The sequence below is a fragment of the Cytobacillus sp. C11.1 genome (genome assembly GCF_058145115.1).
In genome coordinates this window covers 2904797-2927607 of sequence record NZ_CM176935.1, presented here as the reverse complement: position 1 = coordinate 2927607, position 22811 = coordinate 2904797, and the positions used below count along the sequence as shown (strand labels likewise).

22 protein-coding genes, 2 pseudogenes and 1 riboswitch are annotated in these 22811 nt (G+C 40.9%); of the genes and pseudogenes, 7 read left to right on the top strand and 17 right to left on the bottom strand.

Translation table 11 applies throughout. From position 1 onward, the window contains the following. Positions 1-27 precede the first annotated feature (27 nt). The gene (locus AC3ZVC_RS14590) at positions 28-573 is read left to right on the top strand and encodes a GNAT family N-acetyltransferase (protein WP_490063946.1); all 546 of its coding nucleotides are present in this window, start codon (positions 28-30) and stop codon (positions 571-573) included. A 301-nt stretch (positions 574-874) separates the two neighbouring features. Here AC3ZVC_RS14590 and AC3ZVC_RS14585 read toward each other — a convergent pair whose 3' ends face one another. The 5 genes from AC3ZVC_RS14585 to AC3ZVC_RS14565 form a co-directional block, all read right to left on the bottom strand. After that, positions 875-1021 carry a hypothetical protein gene (locus AC3ZVC_RS14585; RefSeq protein WP_490063945.1) on the bottom strand — a complete coding sequence of 49 codons (147 nt, stop codon included), beginning with the start codon at positions 1019-1021 and terminating at the stop codon, positions 875-877. Continuing rightward, positions 1012-1152: a hypothetical protein gene (locus AC3ZVC_RS14580; RefSeq protein WP_490063944.1), complete on the bottom strand. Its 141-nt coding sequence runs from the start codon at positions 1150-1152 to the stop codon at positions 1012-1014. The genes AC3ZVC_RS14585 and AC3ZVC_RS14580 overlap by 10 nt, the downstream gene beginning before the upstream one ends. Positions 1153-1518: 366 nt before the next feature. After that, positions 1519-2727, bottom strand: a complete 1209-nt coding sequence (locus tag AC3ZVC_RS14575; protein WP_490063943.1) for a S1C family serine protease — start codon at positions 2725-2727, stop codon at positions 1519-1521. Positions 2728-2869: 142 nt separating this feature from the next. Beyond that, positions 2870-3298: a DoxX family protein gene (locus AC3ZVC_RS14570; protein ID WP_490063942.1), complete on the bottom strand. Its 429-nt coding sequence runs from the start codon at positions 3296-3298 to the stop codon at positions 2870-2872. A gap of 19 nt (positions 3299-3317) precedes the next feature. After that, a complete protein-coding gene (locus tag AC3ZVC_RS14565; protein ID WP_490063941.1) occupies positions 3318-4103 on the bottom strand; it encodes a DODA-type extradiol aromatic ring-opening family dioxygenase in 786 nt (261 codons plus the stop codon). A 257-nt stretch (positions 4104-4360) separates the two neighbouring features. Between AC3ZVC_RS14565 and AC3ZVC_RS14560 the strand changes: the two genes are divergently transcribed. Next, on the top strand, positions 4361-4900 hold the full coding sequence (locus AC3ZVC_RS14560; RefSeq protein WP_490068935.1) for a helix-turn-helix domain-containing protein: 540 nt from the start codon (positions 4361-4363) through the stop codon (positions 4898-4900). 111 nt (positions 4901-5011) lie between these two features. Here AC3ZVC_RS14560 and AC3ZVC_RS14555 read toward each other — a convergent pair whose 3' ends face one another. After that, positions 5012-5242: a hypothetical protein gene (locus AC3ZVC_RS14555; protein ID WP_490063940.1), complete on the bottom strand. Its 231-nt coding sequence runs from the start codon at positions 5240-5242 to the stop codon at positions 5012-5014. An 866-nt stretch (positions 5243-6108) separates the two neighbouring features. After that, positions 6109-6249, top strand: a riboswitch (cyclic di-AMP (ydaO/yuaA leader). 146 nt (positions 6250-6395) lie between these two features. On the opposite strand from AC3ZVC_RS14555, the gene AC3ZVC_RS14550 reads away from it, so the two are divergent. From AC3ZVC_RS14550 to AC3ZVC_RS14535, 4 genes and pseudogenes are all read left to right on the top strand, one after another. Next, positions 6396-7622: a dicarboxylate/amino acid:cation symporter gene (locus AC3ZVC_RS14550; protein ID WP_490063939.1), complete on the top strand. Its 1227-nt coding sequence runs from the start codon at positions 6396-6398 to the stop codon at positions 7620-7622. A 199-nt stretch (positions 7623-7821) separates the two neighbouring features. Further along, a pseudogene (locus AC3ZVC_RS14545) lies at positions 7822-7989 on the top strand (MerR family DNA-binding transcriptional regulator); the annotation flags it as partial. A 57-nt stretch (positions 7990-8046) separates the two neighbouring features. Further along, the gene (locus tag AC3ZVC_RS14540) at positions 8047-8241 is read left to right on the top strand and encodes a hypothetical protein (RefSeq protein ID WP_490063938.1); all 195 of its coding nucleotides are present in this window, start codon (positions 8047-8049) and stop codon (positions 8239-8241) included. Positions 8242-8330: 89 nt separating this feature from the next. Further along, a complete protein-coding gene (locus AC3ZVC_RS14535; protein WP_490063937.1) occupies positions 8331-9632 on the top strand; it encodes a hemolysin family protein in 1302 nt (433 codons plus the stop codon). Between the two features lie 151 nt (positions 9633-9783). On the opposite strand, the gene AC3ZVC_RS14530 is transcribed toward AC3ZVC_RS14535, so the two are convergent. From AC3ZVC_RS14530 to AC3ZVC_RS14505, 6 genes are all read right to left on the bottom strand, one after another. Beyond that, positions 9784-10323 (bottom strand): DUF1572 family protein, encoded by a 540-nt coding sequence (locus AC3ZVC_RS14530; protein WP_490063936.1) that lies wholly within the window; start codon positions 10321-10323, stop codon positions 9784-9786. A 150-nt stretch (positions 10324-10473) separates the two neighbouring features. Then, positions 10474-10842, bottom strand: a complete 369-nt coding sequence (locus AC3ZVC_RS14525) for a hypothetical protein (RefSeq protein WP_490063935.1) — start codon at positions 10840-10842, stop codon at positions 10474-10476. Positions 10843-10861: 19 nt separating this feature from the next. After that, positions 10862-11212, bottom strand: a complete 351-nt coding sequence (locus AC3ZVC_RS14520; protein ID WP_490063934.1) for a nuclear transport factor 2 family protein — start codon at positions 11210-11212, stop codon at positions 10862-10864. Positions 11213-11676: 464 nt separating this feature from the next. Next, a complete protein-coding gene (locus tag AC3ZVC_RS14515) occupies positions 11677-11859 on the bottom strand; it encodes a DUF3934 domain-containing protein (RefSeq protein ID WP_214723300.1) in 183 nt (60 codons plus the stop codon). 507 nt (positions 11860-12366) lie between these two features. Continuing rightward, entirely contained in the window at positions 12367-12807 is a 441-nt protein-coding gene (locus AC3ZVC_RS14510) for a hypothetical protein (protein WP_490063933.1), read from the bottom strand. 109 nt (positions 12808-12916) lie between these two features. Beyond that, on the bottom strand, positions 12917-13396 hold the full coding sequence (locus tag AC3ZVC_RS14505) for a hypothetical protein (RefSeq protein WP_490063932.1): 480 nt from the start codon (positions 13394-13396) through the stop codon (positions 12917-12919). A gap of 408 nt (positions 13397-13804) precedes the next feature. On the opposite strand from AC3ZVC_RS14505, the gene AC3ZVC_RS14500 reads away from it, so the two are divergent. After that, complete coding sequence (locus AC3ZVC_RS14500; RefSeq protein WP_490063931.1) at positions 13805-15298, top strand: nitrate/nitrite transporter; 1494 nt, start codon at positions 13805-13807, stop codon at positions 15296-15298. A gap of 344 nt (positions 15299-15642) precedes the next feature. On the opposite strand, the gene AC3ZVC_RS14495 is transcribed toward AC3ZVC_RS14500, so the two are convergent. The 5 genes and pseudogenes from AC3ZVC_RS14495 to AC3ZVC_RS14475 all read right to left on the bottom strand — a co-directional run bounded on the left by AC3ZVC_RS14495 (position 15643) and on the right by AC3ZVC_RS14475 (position 22723). Next, entirely contained in the window at positions 15643-16119 is a 477-nt protein-coding gene (locus tag AC3ZVC_RS14495) for a hemerythrin domain-containing protein (protein ID WP_490063930.1), read from the bottom strand. A 145-nt stretch (positions 16120-16264) separates the two neighbouring features. Next, positions 16265-16975 (bottom strand): respiratory nitrate reductase subunit gamma, encoded by a 711-nt coding sequence (narI, locus tag AC3ZVC_RS14490; RefSeq protein WP_490063929.1) that lies wholly within the window; start codon positions 16973-16975, stop codon positions 16265-16267. Continuing rightward, on the bottom strand, positions 16972-17529 hold the full coding sequence (narJ, locus tag AC3ZVC_RS14485) for a nitrate reductase molybdenum cofactor assembly chaperone (protein WP_490063928.1): 558 nt from the start codon (positions 17527-17529) through the stop codon (positions 16972-16974). Before narJ ends, narI begins: the two co-directional genes overlap by 4 nt. Further along, positions 17504-19050 (bottom strand): annotated as a pseudogene (narH, locus tag AC3ZVC_RS14480) (nitrate reductase subunit beta). Before narH ends, narJ begins: the two are co-directional and overlap by 26 nt. Further along, positions 19040-22723: a nitrate reductase subunit alpha gene (locus AC3ZVC_RS14475; protein ID WP_490063927.1), complete on the bottom strand. Its 3684-nt coding sequence runs from the start codon at positions 22721-22723 to the stop codon at positions 19040-19042. Before AC3ZVC_RS14475 ends, narH begins: the two are co-directional and overlap by 11 nt. Positions 22724-22811 lie beyond the last annotated feature (88 nt).

The following is a 22811-nucleotide window of genomic DNA, read 5'->3' as shown; positions in this document are numbered from 1 at the left end:
TAAAATGATGGATAAGGGGTGAAAAAGATGAACTTGAAATATGAAATCTTAACAGAGGATAAAATCGAGTATTGCCGGGAGTTGTGCAACGAGCTAATGGCCTTTCAGAAATCCAAAGCTTTCATAAAACCCGAGCTATTTGACAATATGAGATTTGAGACTAGGATGGTTCCTTCTGTAAAAGCAGCCTTACATAACTATATTGCAGTCGTAAAAGATGATGAAGAAATTGTGGCATATGTCTATTCCAATATTTCTCCTAAAGAAGCATATTCGAATGACTTTGCTACCTTTTTTGATGTATCTTCAGTCAGAAAACAGAATGTCGGGTGTTTATCTCAATTTTTTATTAAAGATGGGTACAGGAAATATGGGATTGGATCAAAACTTTTCGATATGTCGATGAATTGGTTAAGTGAATATGAGGATGTGGAGGACTATTTTATCTATGTTTCAAATGGAAACACAGATGCCCTGGAGTTTTATAAACATAAGGGATTCCAAGTCAGCCATGATGTTTTGGATGGTTTTATAACGGTTTTACGGAGAAAGGCTAGTAAATTTAAAGTTTAAGATGTAAGCTAATTTTCTGCAAATAGATATTGCATCACCGTAACATGCAAAGGAGAGGTAAATCATGGCAGGTGCTATAATCAAAGAACTAAACAATCCTTAGGAATGGAAAGAAGCAACTATGACAAGGTCAGTTATGTGTTTTTGAAAAGATTATAAGGATGGACTTTCCAACAGAAGGCCATGATTAGGCCTTCTGTTAAAATGGGGCGGAGGATGCATATCATTCTCCTCTCTTAATCTTTAAGAATTCTTATAAAAAATGACCAGAACGTCATTAAAACATTCTGGCCTAACCTAATTAGATAATATCTGTTCCTTGTTTCAAGATTGCATTTTGTATGTTTTGTTCTTTTTCTTTTGTGCCTGCGTCACCAAGTGAGGCACAGCTTCTCCAAAGTTCCTCCTTAGCCTGCCGCCAGGGCAACTGAGGTGCGATTAATTCCATGTATTTTTCAACCTCTTCATCAGACAGTCTTCTTCTTGTTTCAATATCACGAACATCCCCGATGTTCCAAATTCCTTCTGGTCAAGCTGGATGGACAATTGAATATCCATCATCCAGAAGAAAAATTCCATATTCACGGTTTTCTTTTATAACTTTCATAGGACCCCTCCTCAAAAAATTTGGCACCTATTTAAGATTCCATTAAAGGGAGTCAAAATCCTTTATCTAAGCAAAGAAAAATAATTATGCGAGAACATCATCTGGTTCAAGTAAGTATTTTTTTGTGTAGAGAAATCTTCATATACGCATAGAAATTTTTTTATGTGCAGAGAATTTTTTTTATACGCAGAGAAATCTGTTTATGTGCAGAGAAAACTATTCACAAGTGAAGATACGTCCAATATTCCAATGAAAATTCATTTCATAACAGAAATCCAGCCCGTTTCAGGCTAGATTCTATTATGTTCATCTCAAAATATACTTTTGACTCTAAAAAACTATTGCTGAACCAACGATTTTTCTTCCTCTAGTGTTATCATCGCAGTCTGTTTCTTTCCATCGCGGTAATAGGTTACCTCTACCTTATCGCCAATTTCTTTTTCTGTATAAAGAAATTTACGTAATTCTATCACATTTGTAACTTTTGCCCCATCGAGCTTTACAATGACATCATATTGCTGAAGGCCTGCTTGCCCCGATGGCGAAGATGGTTCCACTTGCCTTACAATAACGCCGTCAGTAATTTCTTTAGGCAACTGTAATTTTTTCTGATAGTATTGTGATGGGATATCGGCTAAATTGATTGGAATGATCCCTAAGTATGGGCGTTTTACTTCGCCATATTCTTCGAAATCCTCCAAAACCGGCATTGCCACATCGATCGGTATGGCAAATCCGATCCCTTCAACACCTTCCATCGCTATTTTTGAAGAATTAATCCCAATTAGCTCGCCATTAATATTGATTAATGCACCACCACTGTTGCCTGGATTAATAGATGCATCTGTTTGAATGACTTCTGATTGCCAATCCACCATACCATCCTGATTTACATCAACTGGCATCGTGCGGTCTGGTGCACTGATGACTCCCGTTGTGACAGTCCCTTGCAGAAAACCGAGCGGGTTTCCGATCGCAATAGCAGTTTGCCCTGGCTTTAAGTCTTCTGATTTTCCAATTACTATTACATGTTCAATCTTTTCGCTATCCACTTCCAAAACGGCTAGATCTAGAAGCGGATCTGAACCAAGCAATTTAGCCGGAAGCTTGGTGTCATTGCTTAAATTGATTTCAATTGTGCTCGCCCCGTCAATCACATGATGATTTGTCACCACATAGGCCTTTCCATCTTCCTTTTTATAAATGACACCCGATCCAGAACCAGCACGTTGTGGCTCTGTTCCCTGCCACATATCACCGCCCTGATAGTTGATAACACTAACGACGGCGTCCATGCTTTTATCTACAGCTTTTGTAATCGAGTTTGACTCCCCATCCCCTTCTTCAGCAGCACTAACGTTTTTTTCGGTTTGCTTTAAGGGATTTTTCTCTTCCAGACTATCATTCGCTTTTTCGACATCTGACAAAGAAGGGATTATCAAAAATATGAATAGCGCACCGATAATAGCACCGATGATGCCTGCCATAAGCACTTTTCCTTTTGATCCTTTCCTGTCATTTTCTCTCTGGTGATCAAATGGCTCCATTAATAAACCTTCCTTTCTTTTTAGTGACTTGTAATAATTAATACCCTAACGAGTTAATTGTTAACTTTTATATATTGGTAAGTATTTAACACAAAAAAGGTCTGCCCTCCTGATTGGAGTACAGACCTTTTTTCAAATTATATTAATTAACCGAAACAGAATCGCTATTCTCTTTCCCTTTAAAAACCAGCTGATCCAATGCAAATAATTTTGAACCAGTGATTGCAATGGCCGCAGCCATTGCAAGAAGAGCAAGGTCCAGTTCATATCCGGCCCCCTGACCATTGCCGAGGAAACCTCCCGCTAATTTCACTTTAATAATGGCACCTGCCATCAGTAAGACAAATAATGCAGAAACCACTCTGCTGAATAAACCAAGTACTAATGCAATTCCGCCGATAAGCTCAATACCTGCTACAACTGTTGCCAGGAATCCTGGAAGGCCAATACTTGAAAACCATCCCGCTGTGTTTTCAATTCCGCCTTGAAACTTTACCAAACCATGTACAAAGAATGTTAATCCTAAAACTACGCGTAAAATAAATGTACCTACTTCATATTTGTTTTCCATATTCATATCCTCCAATTTTTTATTTTCCAAATTGCCATACACTGTGGCTTAAATTTCCGTATCGGTAGCTGCGATGCAATAGTGTGGCTGATTTTTCTTGATCAGCTGCACCCATTGCATAAAAAAGCGGAATGAAGTGCTCATTGCCATATGGCGGAACCGCGATATCCGCATTTGGTGCCAAAGATTTGTAGTTGAATAAAGATTCCAAATCCCAGTCGTTAATATGCTTTTCAAGCCACTCATCAAATTCAAGGGCCCAGCTGTCGACGGATCCATTGTTCTTGAACATGTTCACTGCACCAAGGTTGTGAACCGTGCCTCCGCTTCCAATGATCATCATTCCCGCCTCCCTTAATGCAGCCAAAGACTTCCCAATTTTATACTGTTCCTCGGGTATAAGTCTTGGGTTTACAGACATGGAAATGACCGGAATTTCCGCCTTAGGATAAAGCATTCTAAGAACGACCCATGCACCGTGGTCCAAGCCTCGCTTTTTGTCCACTTCAAAAACAATCCCTTGCTTCGTGAATAGTTCTGTAATTTCTTTTGTGACTTCCTTATTACCTTTAGCACTGTATTTAATCCGGTATAATTCTTCCGGAAATCCGCCAAAATCATAAATGGTTTCAAACTCATCCACATCACTTACTTTTTGCAAACCTGATTCCCAGTGGGCCGAAAATAGAATAATCGCCTTGGGCTTTTCCAATGAAACGCCTAAGGATTGCAAAAATTGAGTATATATATTTTTTTCAATCGCCAGCAATGGTGCTCCGTGCGCAATAAAAAATGATGGCATCATCGTGTTATTCCTCCTTTTTGGGCTAGTATCTTGCAGCTCACATAAAAATGTATGCAGAGCTTCATTTAATTTACAAGACCTGCAATTTTTATAGAAACTAAATATTCATATTAGAAAACAACTTCACAAAAAAATAAATGTTTCCCTTTATGAATATTAATTACTTATAAGATAACAAGATTACCTCTAGATTGTCAATTATTTTTTTGCTAATATATAAATATGTTTTTTATTAGAAAACCTTTGAGGTGATTATACTGGACATTGGAACAAAGATAAGGGCAATCAGGAATCGCAAAAAAATCACCATTGCGCAAATGTCTGAAGGGACTGGTTTATCGAAAGGCTTTATCAGCAATGTGGAAAATAATAATACGTCCCCTTCCATTAATACTTTGAGTACGATTGCAGATTTTCTTGGCGTCCCGCTTCCCTACTTGCTTCTCGAGAAGAAACAGCATATGAAGGTCGTCAGGAAAGAAGAAAGAGCGACTTCAACTTTTAACAACCTAAAGATAGAACATTTAACGTCAAAAGGCGGCCTGAGGATGATGATCGTTGAATTCCCGCCCGGGGCATCCATGGGGGAACAGCATGCTCATGAAGGAGAAGAATGCCATCTCGTGCTAGAGGGAAAAATTATGGCGGAACAAGGAGAAGATTCATTTATTGTTGAAGCAGGCGATTCCTTCAGCTGGAACGCAAGTGTTCCGCATTTTGCCAAAAATGTTACTAATAAAAAAGCCGTGGTCTTAATCTCCGTGTATTCTGATACAGAATTGAATGATGTTTTATAAAAAGATGCCCTTGCAAGAGGGCATTCATTCATTAATCAATAGATATTAATTTTTAAAAAATAATCGCCAAAAGACGGTCGTGACCTTTACCTAATTTACAGATATACTCGCTTAATAACTGTGTCCTTTGGTTAAGCGATTAGCGATAAATAGAGGAAAAAGTGGTGCCAGGCCTAATAATCTAAAGCCATTCTCTGCACCCCAGAAATATAGTGACGGCAAGACAAGCATTACGCTGCTCATGACAAGTAATTTTTTCGATTTTTTTAGTACACCAGCAATCAAGAAAAGTATAGAACTCACAGTCAATAACCAAAATGCAAGACCAACCCAATACCCCATTTACCTCTCCCTCCTTGCCAGTTAGTAAATGCCCTGTCCTTTCAGGCATCTCCTTTTTTTATTATTTTGCAAAAATAGTTGCGATTTTCCTGTATCCCTTTTACAGAATTTTATCTTCTTCTTTTTTCTTATTCTATTTTTCCTGCAAACTTCCTTTTTTACTTAAAAAGATAAACATCCCCAAAATACTTTTAAAAGAAATGTAGACATTCTGCAAATACTTGTTATAATTCTCTAAGATATTATATGAAAAGCTGTGTTAAAGCTAAATGTTGATTTTAGCCCCCTGCTGATTGGAGCCGAAGGCACGAGACTCCAGCGGAAAAAGCCAGTCAACGGGAGACCACACAGGCGCTAGTCGCCGAGGAGCGTCGAAGTGCCTGGAGCGGAAATCAACAGGCAAGTTTAACAAAGCCAATTGAAAAAGGGTGTATTATGGGAAATACTTGCAGATATGTCGTTAGCGCAACAGGCAAAAATGGAGAAATGTATTATACACATTGTAAGGACAAGGCAGAACTAAAAAAGTGGCTTTCAGAGCATGAGGAACAGGTAATTATGAAAGATGTGAAAATCAAAGACAAGAATAGGCATCCATTATTAAGATGGTTGAACTTTTAAAAATAAATATTTCATTGGGAAGCACCTCATTATGAACTAATAAAGTTTAATTTGAGCTGCCTTTTCTAAGATTAGGATTTTACACAGATCATTATAGGAAAATAGGTTTAACTTTTGTTTTATAAATTGACAAACATTAAGATTCATATTAAATTACTATCAGGACAATAGAAATAGTTTTAACCTTCGAACGGGAAAAGCCTTTAAACTAAACATTTCGCAAAAACCTTATATAATAAAAACTTTATACGTATTCGCTTAATCTTTTGAGCGGGGGAACCAATTGTACTTATTTCATAAGTATATGGGGTGAATCCTTTTTTAAGGTAGGGTACTCTCAAGACCCGAATCCGGCAGCTAACCTCGTAAGCGTGTTGAGAGGAAAACACGGCAGTTTTGCACAGTGGTTTTTGCCTCTGTGTTTTTTGTTGCCAATTTTAAGGGAATTCTTCTGAATTATGGCCATTATAGAAGAAATAAAAATCCTGGCCCTTCTATTTATTTGTTTATTTTTAGCATTGGAGGAAAAAATATGAAGTTATCAACAAAAATTATTCTTGCCTTGATTGCTGGCGGTATAACAGGTCTCTTAATTAATATTTTTGCACCTGGCATTTTCCCACAGCTCGACCAATTTATCTTTACTCCGCTTGGAAAGATCTTTTTAAACCTTATTAATATGCTGGTTGTACCAATTGTTTTCTTTTCTATCACACTAGGAACTGCAGGTCTTGGCGATCCGAAAAAACTTGGACGAATCGGGATTAAAACGATCACATTCTTCCTTGTTACGACAACAATTGCCATTACGATAGGTTTAGCCCTATCAGCAGTGATCCAGCCAGGAAATGTTGGAGAATTTGATATAACCAATGTGGAGTATGAATCAAAGGAAGCTCCCCCTGTCTCTGACACACTATTAAATATAATTCCAACCAATCCAGTAAAAGCTTTCACTGAAGGAAATATGCTTCAGATTATTACATTCTCTGTATTTGTCGGTTTTGCCCTAACCATGCTGGGAAACAAAACAAAAGGAATATTGAATTTAATTGAACAAGGCAATGACCTAATGATGTATCTTGTTAATCTGGTAATGAAATTTGCTCCATATGGAACTTTCGGTTTGATTGTTTCTGCTGTCGGCAGCCAGGGACTTGATGCCATCAAAGCAATGGGCCTTTATATGATTGTTGTCGTACTGGCACTTATTATACATGCCATCTTGACATATGGAACTTCAGTAGCCATCTTTGCAAAGAAGAGTCCCTTATGGTTCTTTAAAGGCTTTGCACCTGCAATGGGTGTTGCATTTAGTACATCCAGCAGTAACGCCACTTTGCCGATTTCCATGAGCACCGCCCAGAAAAACCTGAAAGTGCCCGAGTCCATAAGCAGCTTTGTCCAGCCGCTCGGCGCCACAATCAATATGGACGGAACAGCTATTATGCAGGGTGTTGCCACGATCTTCATTGCACAGGTATTCAACGTGGATCTCACCTTCACACAGCTTATCACTGTTGTCCTAACAGCCGTTCTTGCCAGCGTTGGTACTGCTGGTGTACCGGGAGTCGGCCTAATTATGCTGGCTATGGTCCTGAATTCAGTTAACCTGCCGGTCGAAGGTATTGCTTTAATTATCGGAATAGACCGCCTGCTTGATATGACTCGTACAGCCGTCAATATTACCGGTGATGCTGCATGCGCTGTTATTGTGGCTGAAACTGAGGAAAAAAGAGAAGAACTGAAAGTAAACTAATAAATTAAACCGGCACTGTTTCGCAGTGCGGGTTTTTTTTGATTAAAATGGCAACTCATATAAACATTACCCAACACTGGCCTTAGCAGGATTTGCACAGGTCTACTTAGAACTTGAAGTAAAGGTCAAACGCTAACAATTATTTCTATTGCTAGCCTATCACCCATACGTGTATAATTAACTCGATAACCATCACGTTATAGTTTGGAGGGGTCTTCATGGGGCTGAGAAGTTAAGAATTGGGGAGCTGGCTGAGAAAGCTAATGTTACGAAGAGAACAATAGATTACTATACAACACTGGGCTTATTAAAAGCAGAACGTTCACCTTCAAATTACCGCTATTATGATTACTCCTCTATCGAACGTATTGCTTTTATTGAAAAATGTAAAGATGATGGATTATCATTAGAGGAAATTAAAAATATGGTGATTAGCCAATTTTCTGAAGAAGTGGATGTACTTGAACTCCGCTTAAAGATACAGGATTTGGAGAAGGATGTAACTAAGGCTCTTTCTCAGTTGAAGGAATCTGATCCAAATAAATATGAACACTTTAAAAAGAAATTATCAAACGAAAGCTTATCATTAATTCAGTCATTGCTCTTATTGCTGAGCTAATGAATACGTCTGCACTGAAATTGTGCAGGGAACCAAAACTTTAACCAATCTTTAGGAGGTGTAAGTCTTACTTAATGTAAGACTGCTCGTTGACTACAACCATAAATTTATTACTGATTGCTTTATTAATAGCATTAACCGCATTTTTCGTCGCAACTGAATTTGCCATAGTAAAGGTCCGTGGTTCGAGGATCGATCAGCTCATTGCTGAAGGAAAAAAAGGCTCAACAGCTGCCAAGAAAGTCGTATCTCATTTAGATGAATATTTATCAGCCTGCCAGCTGGGAATCACCATGACTGCATTAGGACTTGGTTGGCTTGGCGAACCTACTGTCGAGAAGCTCTTACACCCATTGTTTGAGTATTTTGAGCTGAATGAATCGGTTACCCATTTACTATCGTTTGGTATTGCTTTTGCCATTGTAACCTTCCTTCATGTTGTAATTGGGGAGCTTGCTCCCAAAACGGTTGCTATTCAAAAGGCAGAAGCTGTTACCCTGGCATTTGCAAAACCGATTATATGGTTTTATAAAATTGCCTATCCCATTATCTGGTTCTTGAATGGATCGGCGCGTGTCCTTGTTGGCCTCTTCGGCTTAAAGCCGGCATCCGAACATGAAATCGCCCATTCGGAAGAAGAACTCCGGATCCTTTTATCGGAAAGTTATAAAAGCGGTGAAATTAATAAGAATGAATTGAAGTACATGAACAATATCTTTGAATTTGACGAAAGAGTAGCAAAAGAAATCATGGTCCCGCGGACGGAAATGATCACGATTTCCATTGACGACAACTTTAAAGAAATCATCGACACGATTCAATCTGAAAATTACACGCGATACCCTGTGGAAGAGGGCGACAAAGATAATATTCGCGGTTTCGTTAATGTGAAGGAATTTTTGACAGCCAATTTGACAAACAGAGTAAAGCCTGAAAATTTGGATTTGGATTCGTTCATTAATCCCGTCATCCATGTTATTGAAAACATTCCAATACATGACCTGCTTGTCAAAATGCAGAAGGAACGGACACACATGGCGATACTTATCGATGAATATGGCGGCACTTCCGGATTAGTAACTGTTGAGGATATCCTGGAGGAAATCGTCGGTGAAATACGGGATGAATTTGACGAAGATGAAGTCCCTGAAATTCGAAAATTAAATGATCAACATTATATTTTGGATTCCAAATTGCTGATTGAGGATGTTAACAATCTGCTTGGGACAGATTTTCACCACGAAGATGTAGATACAATTGGCGGATGGTTCCTGACTCAGCACATGGATGACGCTGATATCGGAACTGCCATTGAAGCTGAAGGCTTTACATTTAAAGTACATGAAAAAGACGGGCACCAGCTGCATTATTTGGAAGTTGTTAAATTATAAAAAGCAAAGAGCTGATGGACATTTCCGTCAGCTCTTTTTTATATATGCTTCATTCAGGATCGTAGTTCCCTATTCGTAAATGTTACCATACAAATTTTTCCTTACTTAAGAAATAAAAGAGCTTCCACAGTAATCCAATCTTTTAGCTCAATTACTTGTTCTGGTGTTTATCCAGCATATCTTGCAAATATTCTTCAGACTTCTCTCTGGGAATACTCAGACTTTCCCACTTCTCATTTTTTAAAAGCTTGCCAATATAGACAATCTGCCCAACATGGTATGCATAATGAGCCATTTGCCTTTCAATGGCATCTATAACTATATGACTTTCACCGCGAATTTGAACATTCTTTATTAAATCCTGTTCAGTTAAACCATCTAATGTGGCGAAAAGCACTTGCCAGCCTCTTTCCCAATTTTGAATGAGCTCTTCCTTTAGAGCATTAGCTGTTGAAAATTCTTCATCACGGTTTCGATACGGTTTCTCACCATCTGTTGTTAAAAAGTCAGTCCATCTTGAAACCATATTGCCGCTCATATGCCTTATTATCACCGCCACACTATTAGATTCCTCATTATAGGCCCAATTCAAATCTTCAGCCGAAAGCTGTTTAATAGTTTTATCGCCAAGATTCTTCACACTTTGAAACCTGTTCACTACAATGTTTAAATAACTTTGGCCCACATCCATAAAAAACCCTCCTCTTTTTCACCAACATAAATACCTTTTACGATACTAAGACTCACTATATTTAATACATAAGCAAAAATTTCTTCTGAAAAAACCAATGGGAATCGGGCATCATATCTTCCACAATACATTATAGAGGGGACGCCTTTCTTAAGTATCTAACTCATTTATTCGTCTCCGAACCTCAGCAGCTAAATTAGTTGCCTGGTCGATTTGAAAAATAACATATTTATATTTCACATGGCCTTCCAGACCAATGATTATTACCGGCTCTCTTCGTTCATAGGAAAGAAAATACCAATCATTCCCGTATTTATAGCTGCCTTCATATATGTTTAATGGAGCAATTGAAGTACCGGGCATCCTCAGCATCCATTGGGGAGCTTGAAAATAGTCAACCGCAACATTTTTGATCATGTAGTAGGGCATAATGATTTTCCGCTTCAGAGCAAAATATGCTGTTAGACCCGTTAACTTTAAAGTAAGTTCTTCTTCGCCAAAATGGAGTTCCCTGCCCAAGATACCGCCTCCAATCAAGTTAGGTTTTTATGATCGTTCCCTGATGAAAAAACATCTGCCATCTGCCATCGATGAATTTCCATATAGAGCTGCGCAACGAATTCTGCATTCTGGTATCGTCCCTTACTCGATAGGTTGCCAGCACTGTATCGTCTGATAATGGGTGAAGATCAAACTCGAAAAGAGTCATCTTCATCACTCCGATTCCTTCTGGTACAATGCAATCTTTTTTATACCAGACGTTCCCTGAGCTTCCGAATTCAAAGAAACCTTCCGCAAGCAGCTTATCAATCTCTTTAGGAGAAGTACGGATTTCAGGTTTAAGCAGCTTTAGCTCCAGCTCGAGAATTTTCTGCTTTAATTGTTCCATCACCTAAATTCCTTTCTGTTAAAGATTTAAATTATGAAATTTTACCAGGGACATCGTTTCTTTATTACAATCCTTTTATAGAAGAATTAAAATTTCCTTTTAATACGATTTCTTTATTAAAAAGGTTTCATAAAAATTAAAGGCTGTTTTCGCAAACTTTGCTGCTTTTAAACAAGTAATGAGGAGTGGTTGATTTCCGCTCCAGGCTGCTCGCTTTCCGCGTGGCGGGCGGTGAGCCTCCTCGGTGCGCGGCACCTGTGGGGTCTCACCTGTCCCACTCCTCCCGCTGGAGTCTCGCACCTTGCGCTCCAACCAAACTTATTTATCAATGTTTTTATTTAGGAACTCTATTAAAAAAAAACAATCTTTTAGAAAAGAGCCAAATTAAAAATCCCAGCCGCATGTATGGCCAGGATTTTTATTAAATTGCAGCTTTTTCGCAATTAAACCGGATTATTCGGCACTCACTTTTTATCCATGCTGTCATTTCTGCTGCCGCTTGCCGACTGTGTGCTCTCCCCATGTTTTACACCCTTGCTTTTATAAGGTTTTGCGCTTTTGGCTTTGTTTGCACTCTTTTGCCAGCGATTCCAGCCCTTCTTTCCTGTTCCTCTGCCTGTTCCGCTTTTGGCCTTCGATTTACTCATTAAATCATCTCCATATTTCTTGATAAGCTGCCGTGATATTCATATCCATTTCTAGTTAGTAAGGAATCAGCTTTAGTGAAAAGTTCATGGCTTCTTCTGCATTTCCTTAGAACATTAAAATGGCGTAACTTAAGACATAGTGAATTATACTCCTATTTCTATTCATATTATCAAATTCTTTATTAAAACTCCCGCCCCAGTTGAACATGTAAACCTTTTTCCGCATAATTCTATAGTGGTGATGAAAAAATGAATATATTGAAAGCCATACGTGAGGCAGCAGTCCGCGATGCACGAAAGCTTTTTAAAAACAGATCAGCCCGGCATGAAATATACGAAAAAGGCACAAAAGAAATTTCTAGTTTGCCACCTGACAATGAAAAAAGCTCATTTCTATAACAGATTCTGATGATTTTCTTCATATTCATAGTACCAAAGTTTTCCTCCATTAAACTGTTTTGCTGTGTTTTCATTTTATCTTATTGGATATGCAAACCTTTTTCTAAATTATTTATCCGATCTAATATAGTGAAGATGCCAGCGCAGGAATAAAAATGCTGCTAAATAGTAAGGAGCCGAGTACCACCATTTCCAGCTAAAGTAATTAATAAACTTCAAGTGCACAAGGGTAATTTCAAAAAGGAGAGAAAATAAGAGCCACGCTGCGAGGTAAAAAGAAAAATGCCGTAGCTGCATGGGCATAAAATTAAGGAAAATAATCCCGAAAGATGCACCAAGTGTTAACTCAATGAAGTGGACGCCAAGCTGGACTCCTCCAGCATTTAATTCATACAGTCTAAAGTATAAGCTCAAAACGACATCCGTACTCAAATTGATAAGTGCGACAACAAACCAAGTTATGTATACTTCTTTATTTGATAAACGCTTTGGCATAAACCAGATAACAATAAGATTAATGGCCAATGCTAAATAAGGGAACCAATACACATCTTTACCACCTTCAATCCGTTTTTCAAAAAGGGCTCATATACCAATTCATTAATTTCTATTGCAATGAGCGTTTAAAAAATAGACCTTCTGAATACTATTTTAGAATTTAAGGTTTATTCCAACCCTCACTTTTCGTTTCCAGCCAGCATATCCACTTATAAAATCCCAATAATATTAATAAAAGAAAGGGATCAATCATAATCGAATACCATATCTTCCAAGATCCATAATTAAAATATCCCCAAGGTTGAGGAAGCAAAGCTGCCATTTCATAAAGCAACATGCATAACACAAAGAAGAACAGATATATTAGTTTTTTAAGTATACTTTTTGTAAAAGGATACCAGTTCAGAAAGATTAAATTAACCGGCGGAATCAACATACTTCGCGGCAGTATTCCTTGCCATTCAACTCCTGGACTAAAATACCAATAGCTTTGATATTTAAACTCCACGATTAAATCAAAAAGCAGCTGAAAAGCAATCGTGAAAGTCCAAATTTGGACAATCTGACTTGGAGTAATTCTTTTATTAATCTTAAATGCAATAAGGTTAAGTATAATAATTGAAACCAGAAGTCCTATCATAAACAATTCCTTATTTCGTTTTCTTCCTTGAAAGGAGAATTTTTTTAGTATTATGCCCTATTTAAATACCCCTGTATGCGGGATATCGCAATTATGTGAATAAAGCTCCTTATGATATAGATAAATTTTACCCCAGATGGATTATAAAGCTTTTTCCATAGCAGTTGAAAAACTGATCCGCCGGCCCTATCCGTTTTGTTTTCGTAACCCCATTTCAAAATCTTAGTAAATGTCCCATTTCTTAATCATTCGTTCTGTTTCAAGCGATTGTAATTATCTGTTTTTTCTCCTATATTCTGATTGACCGACAAACATTTGGGTATTTTAAAAATAGGTCCTTCCTACATATTACTCCCATCGTTTATTCGTCTATCTACTGCAATCATATTCTCTTGAAAGGAGATCGTTATGCAAAAAGGAAGCTTCCAATTAGTTCTGCAGACCTCCAGTTTGGTTGTCGGCTTTATGGTATGGGTAATATTGTCCTCGCTCATGCCTTATATTCAGTCCGATATCCCCCTTAGCTCAGGTGAGGTAGCACTAGTGACTGCCATTCCGGTGATTTTGGGTTCACTGCTGCGGGTTCCTATTGGTTATTGGACGAACCGTTATGGCGCCAGGCCCATTTTCACAATTAGCTTTATTGTTCTGATTCTTCCTGTATTTGTCATCAGCTCAGCAAGTACGATGATGACGCTGATTCTTGGCGGTTTGCTCCTGGGAATTGGAGGAGCGGTGTTTTCCGTCGGGGTCACCTCCCTGCCGAAGTATTATCCCAAAGAACGGCATGGCTTTGTAAACGGAATTTATGGTGCCGGAAATATCGGTACTGCGATCACTGCATTTATGGCTCCAGTGCTGGCAAACAGCTTTGGATGGAGGCTAACGGTTCAATTGTTCCTCATTTTATTGGCCCTCATTGCCATACTTAACTTTTTGCTTGGCGACAGAAAGGAAAAGAAAGTCCAAGTTTCGCTGGGTGCGCAGATAATAGGTGTATACCGAAATCCAAAGTTGTGGCTTCTAAGTCTTTTTTATTTCATCACCTTTGGTTCGTTTGTGGCTTTTACTATTTATTTGCCAAATTTTCTAGTGAACCATTTTGGCCTTGATAAAGTAGATGCCGGCCTTAGAACCGCTGGATTTATTGCCATTGCTACCTTTTTGCGCCCAGTCGGAGGATGGCTTGGAGATAAATTTAATTCGTTTATCATTTTAATGCTGGTGTTTTCCGGATTAACCTTCGGCGGTTTTCTGCTCTCCTTTACACCCTCCCTGCCAATTTATACGGTTGGCTGCCTGGGTGTTGCGATTTGTGCAGGAATCGGTAACGGAACCATCTTTAAGCTTGTACCGATGTATTTTTCCAAACAGGCAGGTATTGTGAACGGTATTGTAGCAGCAATGGGAGGGCTTGGCGGTTTCTTTCCACCTATCATCTTAACGATTTTATTTGACTGGACGGGACATTATGCAATTGGCTTTATGGCTCTCTCCGAATTCGCCCTTGCCAGCCTGATCCTTGTCGTATGGCTGTATTACCAGGACAAGCTCAGCTTATCCAATCAGGTACTTGAGAGCACAGAATCTGGGATGATGATTACCGATTTAAAAGGAATTATTCAAAAAGTGAACCCTGCATTCACAAAGGTTACTGGATATACCGCTGAAGAAGCTGTTGGCAAAACGCCTGCCATATTGCAGTCAGGCAAACACAAGCCAGATTTTTATAAGGAAATGTGGGAGAAAATCGGTAAAAATGGCTATTGGCAAGGCGAAATCTGGAACAAAAAGAAAAATGGAGAAATTTTTCTTGAATGGCTTACAATCAGTACAATTAAAAATGATGCGGATGAACCAAAACTGCATGTAGCCATGTTTAGCGATATTTCAAAGAAATAAAAAGAGGGTGTCTCAAAAGGTTTGACTCAAAAGGTCGTTAAGTAACGACCCTCCTTTTAAGTCAATTTTTATTTTGAGGATGATTTTCTTCTTTTTTACTTTAATTTATTTGCTGATTTTGATTCTTGCACCCTGTTGATTGGAGTGGAAGGGGCGAGACTCCTGCGGGAGAAGCGAGTCAACGGGAGACCCCGCAGGTGCGAATGCACCGAGGAGGCTCCCGGACCGCCCGCGGAAAGCGAGTCCCTGGAGCGGAAATCAACAGGCCAATTTTATAAAGCTTTTTTTTGGAAAAAAGAGGGTGTCCAAAACTATGCTTTTGGGACACCCCTTTTATTCCCGCACTATTGGCCTGATGCAGTTCTTTCATCATCTTCTTGTAATTCCTTCAAATATTCCTTATTTTCTTTTCCAAATAATACTCTTTCTTCCGCATGATTGTGTATATCCACCAAGAGAAGAATCGTCTTAAAACGATCAATCACTTCTTCTGTTACACCGTCACGAGGAAGCCTCTCTTTGACATCTGAAACAAGCATTCTTAATAAATCATGATCTCGTATTAACTTAATGACTTCCTCTTTTAATTCCGGCTTCTTTTCCATCATTTCCTGATAAAAGCCTTCCTCTTCTGAATCGGCGTGGGCAATTGTTCTTGTTTCCCAATGTTCAACGAGTGCATCAGCTGCAACCGCGCACTCTTTCTCTCTATTTTCACTATGCAATTTAACAAGCACTTCTGTTAGGTCACGGCCTTCCGTGTAATAGCCATCATGGATGGATTGGTGTGAATAATGATTTTTTAACGCTGGACCAGCCAACAAAGACTCCTCCTTTTTTAATGGAAAAGCTGTGTTAATCTTGAGTGTTGATATGCACTCCTAACAACACATCTCTGAACCATATCAAGCTTCAACACAGCCAAAGGCTGTTTTCGAATGCAGCCCCTATCTGCTCTTTATTCCATTAGCGTTTTGTCACATTTTGATCTTTAACAGGAGACATTCTCCGATATACGAGATACTTTCTTTTCAAATAGGCCAAAGGCAAACTCCAGACATGGACCAGCCTGGTAAATGGCCAAATGGCAAATAGTACAAATGCCAGAAGGACGTGGGCCTGGAAGCCGATAGGCGCACCAATCATGTAGGCAGGATCAGGCCTGAATGTTAATAGGCCTCTAAACCACGGGCCAATGGTGACCCGGTAATCGAAATCCCCGCCTGATGCGGTATAGCCGACTGTGTTCGTAAAGCCCACGATAACAACTACGCCGAGCATAACGAGCGATAGCCAGTCCTTAAATTGGCTATTTACTTTAATTCGCTTAACAGATACTCTCCTTAAGAAAAGCAATGCGCCTCCGATCACGCAAATGACTCCGGCCGCACCCCCGAACCAGACTGCTCCAAAATGGTACATATGCTCTGTGATGCCCACAGTATCGTAGACAATTTTCGGTATCAAAACACCCGCAACATGGCCAAAGAAAACAAAGATAATCCCCCAATGGAAGAGGATGCTCCCCCATTTGAGTTTTCTTTTTTCAAGAAATTCACTTGATTTCGCCGACCAGCCAAACTGATCGGTATTGTAACGGTAAATATGCCCCAGGACGAAGATGGTCAGACATATATAAGGAAAGATTACCCATAAAAACAGATCCAGGCTGTTCATATGATACTCCTTTCATCCGTTTTGCCAATTTGTTCAGACATACGAAGTTTTTTAATGCATTCCACACAAGCTGCAAGTAAGAAGTGGTATGGGCTGTTCAGAGCTTCGAGCTCCAGGCAGAGTCGCTCGATCGGCCTGAAATGGAGCTTCAGAATTTTAGCCGATTTCTCAGGTTCTGTAATGGCGGCAAATTCCAAAATAAGCGGCAAATAATCAGGCAGCTCATCACTTTCAAGCTCTGCCCCTGCTTCCTTGAATTCCTGTCTCAATTTAACCAGCGCCGGACCCCTTTCTCGATTATCCTTGAACACTGAATAGGTTAAATACAAGGTGCTGCGTTCATTAAAATCAAATGTCAGCACATAGTTCTGGCAGAGTTCCTCATAAGAAGCACTATCCAGATAGTCCAAAAACCTTTTCATATAGCCGGTTATTTTTTTGTCTTCAAAGGATTCGGCCTCTTTGTGAAGTTCCTGCAAATAGTCCTCCCACTCACTGGACGGGTACTGAAGCAGAACAGATGCTAAATTATAAACCGCTTGGTTTTGATTCATCCAAATCACTCCAATATTCTTCGCCATAATAGTAAAGCGGATCTCTTTCAGTACCTACACTGCAGGAATTGCAGTCTGTGGCCAAATCATCAAAGCCAACATTTCCGCGCATATTGTGCATATCACCTGTTCTCTCCTTATGGGAAGCAGGGATCACATAACGGTCAGAATACTTGGCAATGGCAGAAAGCTCATACATATCACGCGCTGTTTCTTCTGTCATTCCCGCCGCATGAAGAACGCTTGTATCCGGTTCTTTTCCAAGATTCACCTGGCGCATATACGTCCTCATGGCAACCAGCTTTTTAAGCACAGATTTTATCACTTCTGTATCCCCCGCTGTGAATAAATTAGCTAAATACTCAATTGGAATTCTGAACTGGTTAATGGTTGGGAAAATAATGTTTGGATCCAAATCATCAATTTGCCCGCCAAACGCATTCACAAATGGGCTAAGCGGAGGAACATACCAAACCATTGGCAGCGTGCGATATTCAGGATGAAGCGGAAGAGCGATTCGCTGTTCCACTGCCATTTTATAAACTGGCGATCTTTGCGCGGCTTCGATCCAATCATCCGGAATACCTTCTTTTTTCGCTTCCCTAATCACTTCAGGGTCATGGGGGTCAAGGAACATATCAAGCTGTGCTTCATATAAATCTTTGTCATCCAGCACAGATGCCGCTTCCTTCACTTTATCAGCATCATAGAGAACTATCCCGATATAGCGAAGCCTGCCGACACAGGTTTCCGAACATACGGTTGGCAGCCCTGCTTCAATTCTTGGATAACAGAATGTGCACTTTTCTGCTTTGTGGGTTTTCCAGTTAAAATAGACTTTTTTATATGGGCAGCCCGTCATACAGAACCGCCAGCTGCGGCATGCTTCCTGGTCGACGAGCACAATCCCGTCTTCCTCCCGCTTGTACATTGCTCCTGATGGGCAGGATGACACACAGGAAGGATTCATGCAGTGCTCGCAAATCCGCGGCAGATACATCATAAAAGCCTGTTCGAATTCGAATTTTATTTGATCATCCAACCCCGCCATATTCGGATCTTTCAGTCCGGTTACATGGACGCCTGCAGATCATCCTCCCAGTTCGGTCCCCATTGAATATCCATATACTCGCCTGTCAGCTGCGATTTTGGCCTTGCCACCGGCTGGTGCTTTTTTTCAGGGCTTTGGATAAGGTTTTCGTAATCATATGTCCATGGCTCATAATAGTCATCAATTTCAGCAAGGTCCGGATTGTAAAAAATATTGAGCAATTTATTGACGCGACCGCCGGCCTTCAGTTCAAGCTTGCCATTCTTCAGTGCCCATCCGCCTTTTCTCAGCTCCTGGTTTTCCCATTCTTTCGGGTAGCCGATTCCTGGCTTCGTCTCAACATTGTTCCACCATTGGTATTCCACACCCGGACGATTCGTCCAGGTGTTTTTACAAGTCACACTGCAAGTATGGCAGCCGATGCATTTATCGAGATTCATAACCATCCCGAACTGCGCTTTAATCTTCAAGCCAATCCACCTCATCCCTGTTCATTTTCCGGATAACCACCTTTTCATCCCTCTGGTTCCCAGTTGGTCCATAGTAATTAAATCCGTAACTAAATTGAGCATAGCCGCCAATCATTTGGGTAGGCTTCACATGGATTCTTGTCGGACTGTTGAAAGTACCTCCGCGCTGTTTGGTGATTGGAGAACCAGGTACATTGATATAACGTTCCTGAACGTGATACATGAACACAATTCCTTTAGGCATTCTGTGGCTGACTACTGCTCTGGCCACTACCACTCCGTTCCGGTTATACATCTCAATCCAATCATTATCTTCAATGCCGACAGACGCAGCGTCCTCATTATTGAGCCACACATGCGGCCCTCCCCGGAAAAGAGTCAGCATCGGCAGTGTATCTCCATATGTGCTATGGTACGACCATTTAAAGTGCGGTGTTAAATAGCTTAACGTAATTTCATTTCCCTTGCCTGCAGGCTCATGGTCACGATCATAGAATGCGAGCTTATGAAGAGGCGCTTTGAAGTTCGGAAGCTCTTCTCCAAACTCAAGCATCAAATCATGGTCCATATAGAAATGCTGGCGCCCGGTTAATGTCCGCCATGGCACAAGCCGTTCCACATTTGTCGTAAAAGGGTTGTAGCGCCGATTTCCGGTTTCACTTCCACTGAACACAGGTGATGAGATTACTTTTCTTGGCTGGGCAGTAATCTCAGCAAAAGACACATGCTCTTCAGCCCTCTCTTCTGCCAAATCCCTTAGCTGCAATCCTGTTTTCTTTTCTAGTGCTCCCCAGGCCTTCATCGCCAGCGAACCATTGGTAGTGCTTGACAATGTCAGGATGGTCTCGGCCACATTCCGGTCCGTATACAGGCTTGGCAGGTCTTTGTATTCCTTTGTTTGCGAAGCTGTTCCTATCATGGCTTTCAGCTTTTCATATTCCTTGGCTGCATCCCAGCCAATTCCCTTGGAGCCGATCGATTCTTTTACATTGGACCCCAGTGCAATATATTTGTCGTATACCTTGGTCAGGTCTCTCTCCACAAGATGCAGGCGCGGCATATTGACTCCTGGCTGTGCTTCAATGTCACTGTTTTTCCAATCAGGAATTTTGCCGTAAGCCTGGGAAATTTCATCCCTTGAATCATGCAGCAGCGGCGTAGCTACAAGATCGGTTATCGGTTCAGAGAAATACTTTTCTGCCATCTCGGAGAAACGCTTCGCCAGATTTTTGAACGCATCCCAATCCGACTTTGCTTCCCATGGAGGCGTGATGGCCGGATTAAATGGATGGATGAACGGATGCATGTCTGTGCTCGATACATCGTATTTTTCATACCAGGTAGCAGAAGGCAGGATAATATCTGAATACAATCCAGTACCGCACATTCTGAAATCATAATCGATCATCAAATCAAGCTTGCCCTCAGGCACTTCCTGCACCCAGCTGATCTCATTGGTCAGATCTTCCTCATTTTGCTCACTCAGATTTCCATGGTGCGTACCTAGCAGATGCTTGAGGAAGTATTCATGGCCCTTGGCTGAACTTCCAATGAGGTTGGCACGCCAGACAAACAACACTTTTGGATAATTCTTCGGATCTTCCGGGTTTTCAATCGCGAATTTCAGCTTTCCCTCCTTCAGCTGCTTTACGACAGATTGAATGATTTCATCCTTGTCAGTTGCCCCAGTTTTTTCAGCAATTTTAATCGAATTGTCATTAAACTGCGGGTAGGATGGCAGCCAGCCAAGCCTTGCAGAAAGAACGTTATAATCGCCGGGATGCAGGTAAGTCGGCTTATCCACCAGTGGAGAAATCAATTCATCCGACATTTGGTTGTCATAGCGCCATTGCTCTGTTGCAAAGTAGAAAAAGGAGGTTCCATTTTGGAGCCTTGGCGGTCCGCCCCAATCTCTTGCCATCGCAACGGTTTGCCAGCCTTCAAGCGGCCGAACCTTTTCCTGGCCGACATAATGTGCCCATCCTCCGCCGTTTACTCCCTGACAGCCAGTGAGCAGCACCATATTCAAAATGGCTCGGTAGATCATATCGGAATGATACCAATGGTTAATTCCCGAACCCATAATAATCATCGATCTGCCTTTTGAATCGATTGCATTTTGAGCAAACTCTCTGGCAATTTGTGCACAATCCTGCCGGTTGACCCCAGTGATCGCTTCCTGCCATGAAGGAGTGTATGGTTTTGGATCATCATAATCCTTTGGGTAATCGCCCGGCAGATCACGATTTACCCCGCAGTTGGCCAGCATCATATCAAAAACGGTGGTTACAACATAGGTTTCTCCGTCCTTTTTAAACTTTTTGACGGGAACACCACGTTTTAACACTTCCTTTTTCTCTGTTCCGAAAAACGGAAAACCAGCCATCACGACTTCATCTTCCATCCCCTTAAGGGTGAGAACCGGGTCAATTCCATCCAGCTGATTATCACTGTCTTTTAAATGGAGATTCCAGCTCTGGTTATTTTCCCATCGGTGGCCGATGCTGCCGTTTGGAATGGCAAACTCCTTTGTGTTCTTATCGAGAACGACCGTCTTCCACTCTCCATTTTCTGTTTTTCTGCCAATATCAGATGCTCTTAAAAACTTGTCCCCCTGATAAAAGTCTCCATTCTTCTTTAACACCAGGAGATAAGGCAAATCTGTATATTGCTTTACATAATTATTAAAATAGTCCACCTGCTGATCAACATAGAATTCTTTTAAAATAACATGTGTCATGGCCATGGCAATGGCACCATCCATGCCAGCCTGTACAGGCAGCCACTTATCTGCAAACTTGACGAATTCGGCATAGTCGGGGCTTATTGCCACAACTTTTGTTCCCCGGTACCGGGCTTCCACCATAAAGTGTGAGTCCGGTGTCCGAGTTTGCGGCAGGTTGGATCCCCACACCATCAAATAGCTGGAATTGTACCAATCCGAGCTCTCCGGTACGTCGGTTTGCTCGCCCCAAATTTGCGGAGATGCTGGAGGCAAGTCTGCATACCAATCGTAGAAGCTTAGCAGAGATGCACCAATCAAATTCAAAAATCTTGCTCCGCCCGCATAGCTGACCATCGACATAGCCGGGATCGGGGAGAAACCAAAGATGCGGTCCGGACCGTACTCCTGGATCGTATGGATAAGTGAAGCAGAAATCAACGTATTAAGCTCATCCCAGCTTGAGCGGACAAACCCGCCTTTCCCTCTTGCAGACTTATATCGTGCTGATTTATCTGGATCATTAACTATACTTTTCCAAGCTGCCACGGGGTCTTTATGCTCTTTGTATGCTTCTCTCCACAATTCGATAAGCGCGCTTCGCACATACGGATAACGAATGCGGATGGGACTATATGTATACCATGAAAACGTTGCCCCGCGCGGACATCCCCGAGGTTCGTACTCCGGCATATCCGGCCCCGTCGTCGGATAATCTGTCTGCTGGGTCTCCCAAGTGATAATGCCATCCTTGACATGAACCTTCCAGCTGCAGGAACCTGTGCAGTTTACACCATGAGTTGTCCTTACTACCTTATCGTGCTGCCATCGCCTTCTGTAGATTTTTTCTGTTTCCCGATCATAGGGAGAAACCGTTGCATGGTCGGTAATGTCCTCAGACTTTCCAAAATAACGCAATTTCCTCAAAAACGGCGGCATTTTTTTAACCAATTTAATCATCCCTTCCTTTCAGAACGTTACTATTGTTTACAAAATAAGGGGGAGATATCCTTAATGGTGTAATTCTGGAAAAAGGCAG

Coding starts and splice junctions, on each gene's coding strand:
- AC3ZVC_RS14530 (WP_490063936.1), bottom strand. CDS start 10,323: ATGGATGTGGGCCAAAGTTATTTAAACATTGTAGTGAACAGGTTTCAA.
- AC3ZVC_RS14505 (WP_490063932.1), bottom strand. CDS start 13,396: ATGATAGGACTTCTGGTTTCAATTATTATACTTAACCTTATTGCATTT.
- AC3ZVC_RS14540 (WP_490063938.1), top strand. CDS start 8,047: ATGGTGATTAGCCAATTTTCTGAAGAAGTGGATGTACTTGAACTCCGC.
- AC3ZVC_RS14565 (WP_490063941.1), bottom strand. CDS start 4,103: ATGATGCCATCATTTTTTATTGCGCACGGAGCACCATTGCTGGCGATT.
- AC3ZVC_RS14550 (WP_490063939.1), top strand. CDS start 6,396: ATGAAGTTATCAACAAAAATTATTCTTGCCTTGATTGCTGGCGGTATA.
- narJ (WP_490063928.1), bottom strand. CDS start 17,529: ATGAATCAAAACCAAGCGGTTTATAATTTAGCATCTGTTCTGCTTCAG.
- AC3ZVC_RS14515 (WP_214723300.1), bottom strand. CDS start 11,859: ATGAGTAAATCGAAGGCCAAAAGCGGAACAGGCAGAGGAACAGGAAAG.
- AC3ZVC_RS14590 (WP_490063946.1), top strand. CDS start 28: ATGAACTTGAAATATGAAATCTTAACAGAGGATAAAATCGAGTATTGC.
- AC3ZVC_RS14575 (WP_490063943.1), bottom strand. CDS start 2,727: ATGGAGCCATTTGATCACCAGAGAGAAAATGACAGGAAAGGATCAAAA.
- AC3ZVC_RS14570 (WP_490063942.1), bottom strand. CDS start 3,298: ATGGAAAACAAATATGAAGTAGGTACATTTATTTTACGCGTAGTTTTA.
- AC3ZVC_RS14500 (WP_490063931.1), top strand. CDS start 13,805: ATGCAAAAAGGAAGCTTCCAATTAGTTCTGCAGACCTCCAGTTTGGTT.
- AC3ZVC_RS14580 (WP_490063944.1), bottom strand. CDS start 1,152: ATGGAATTTTTCTTCTGGATGATGGATATTCAATTGTCCATCCAGCTT.
- AC3ZVC_RS14585 (WP_490063945.1), bottom strand. CDS start 1,021: ATGGAATTAATCGCACCTCAGTTGCCCTGGCGGCAGGCTAAGGAGGAA.
- AC3ZVC_RS14555 (WP_490063940.1), bottom strand. CDS start 5,242: ATGGGGTATTGGGTTGGTCTTGCATTTTGGTTATTGACTGTGAGTTCT.
- narI (WP_490063929.1), bottom strand. CDS start 16,975: ATGAACAGCCTGGATCTGTTTTTATGGGTAATCTTTCCTTATATATGT.
- AC3ZVC_RS14520 (WP_490063934.1), bottom strand. CDS start 11,212: ATGGAACAATTAAAGCAGAAAATTCTCGAGCTGGAGCTAAAGCTGCTT.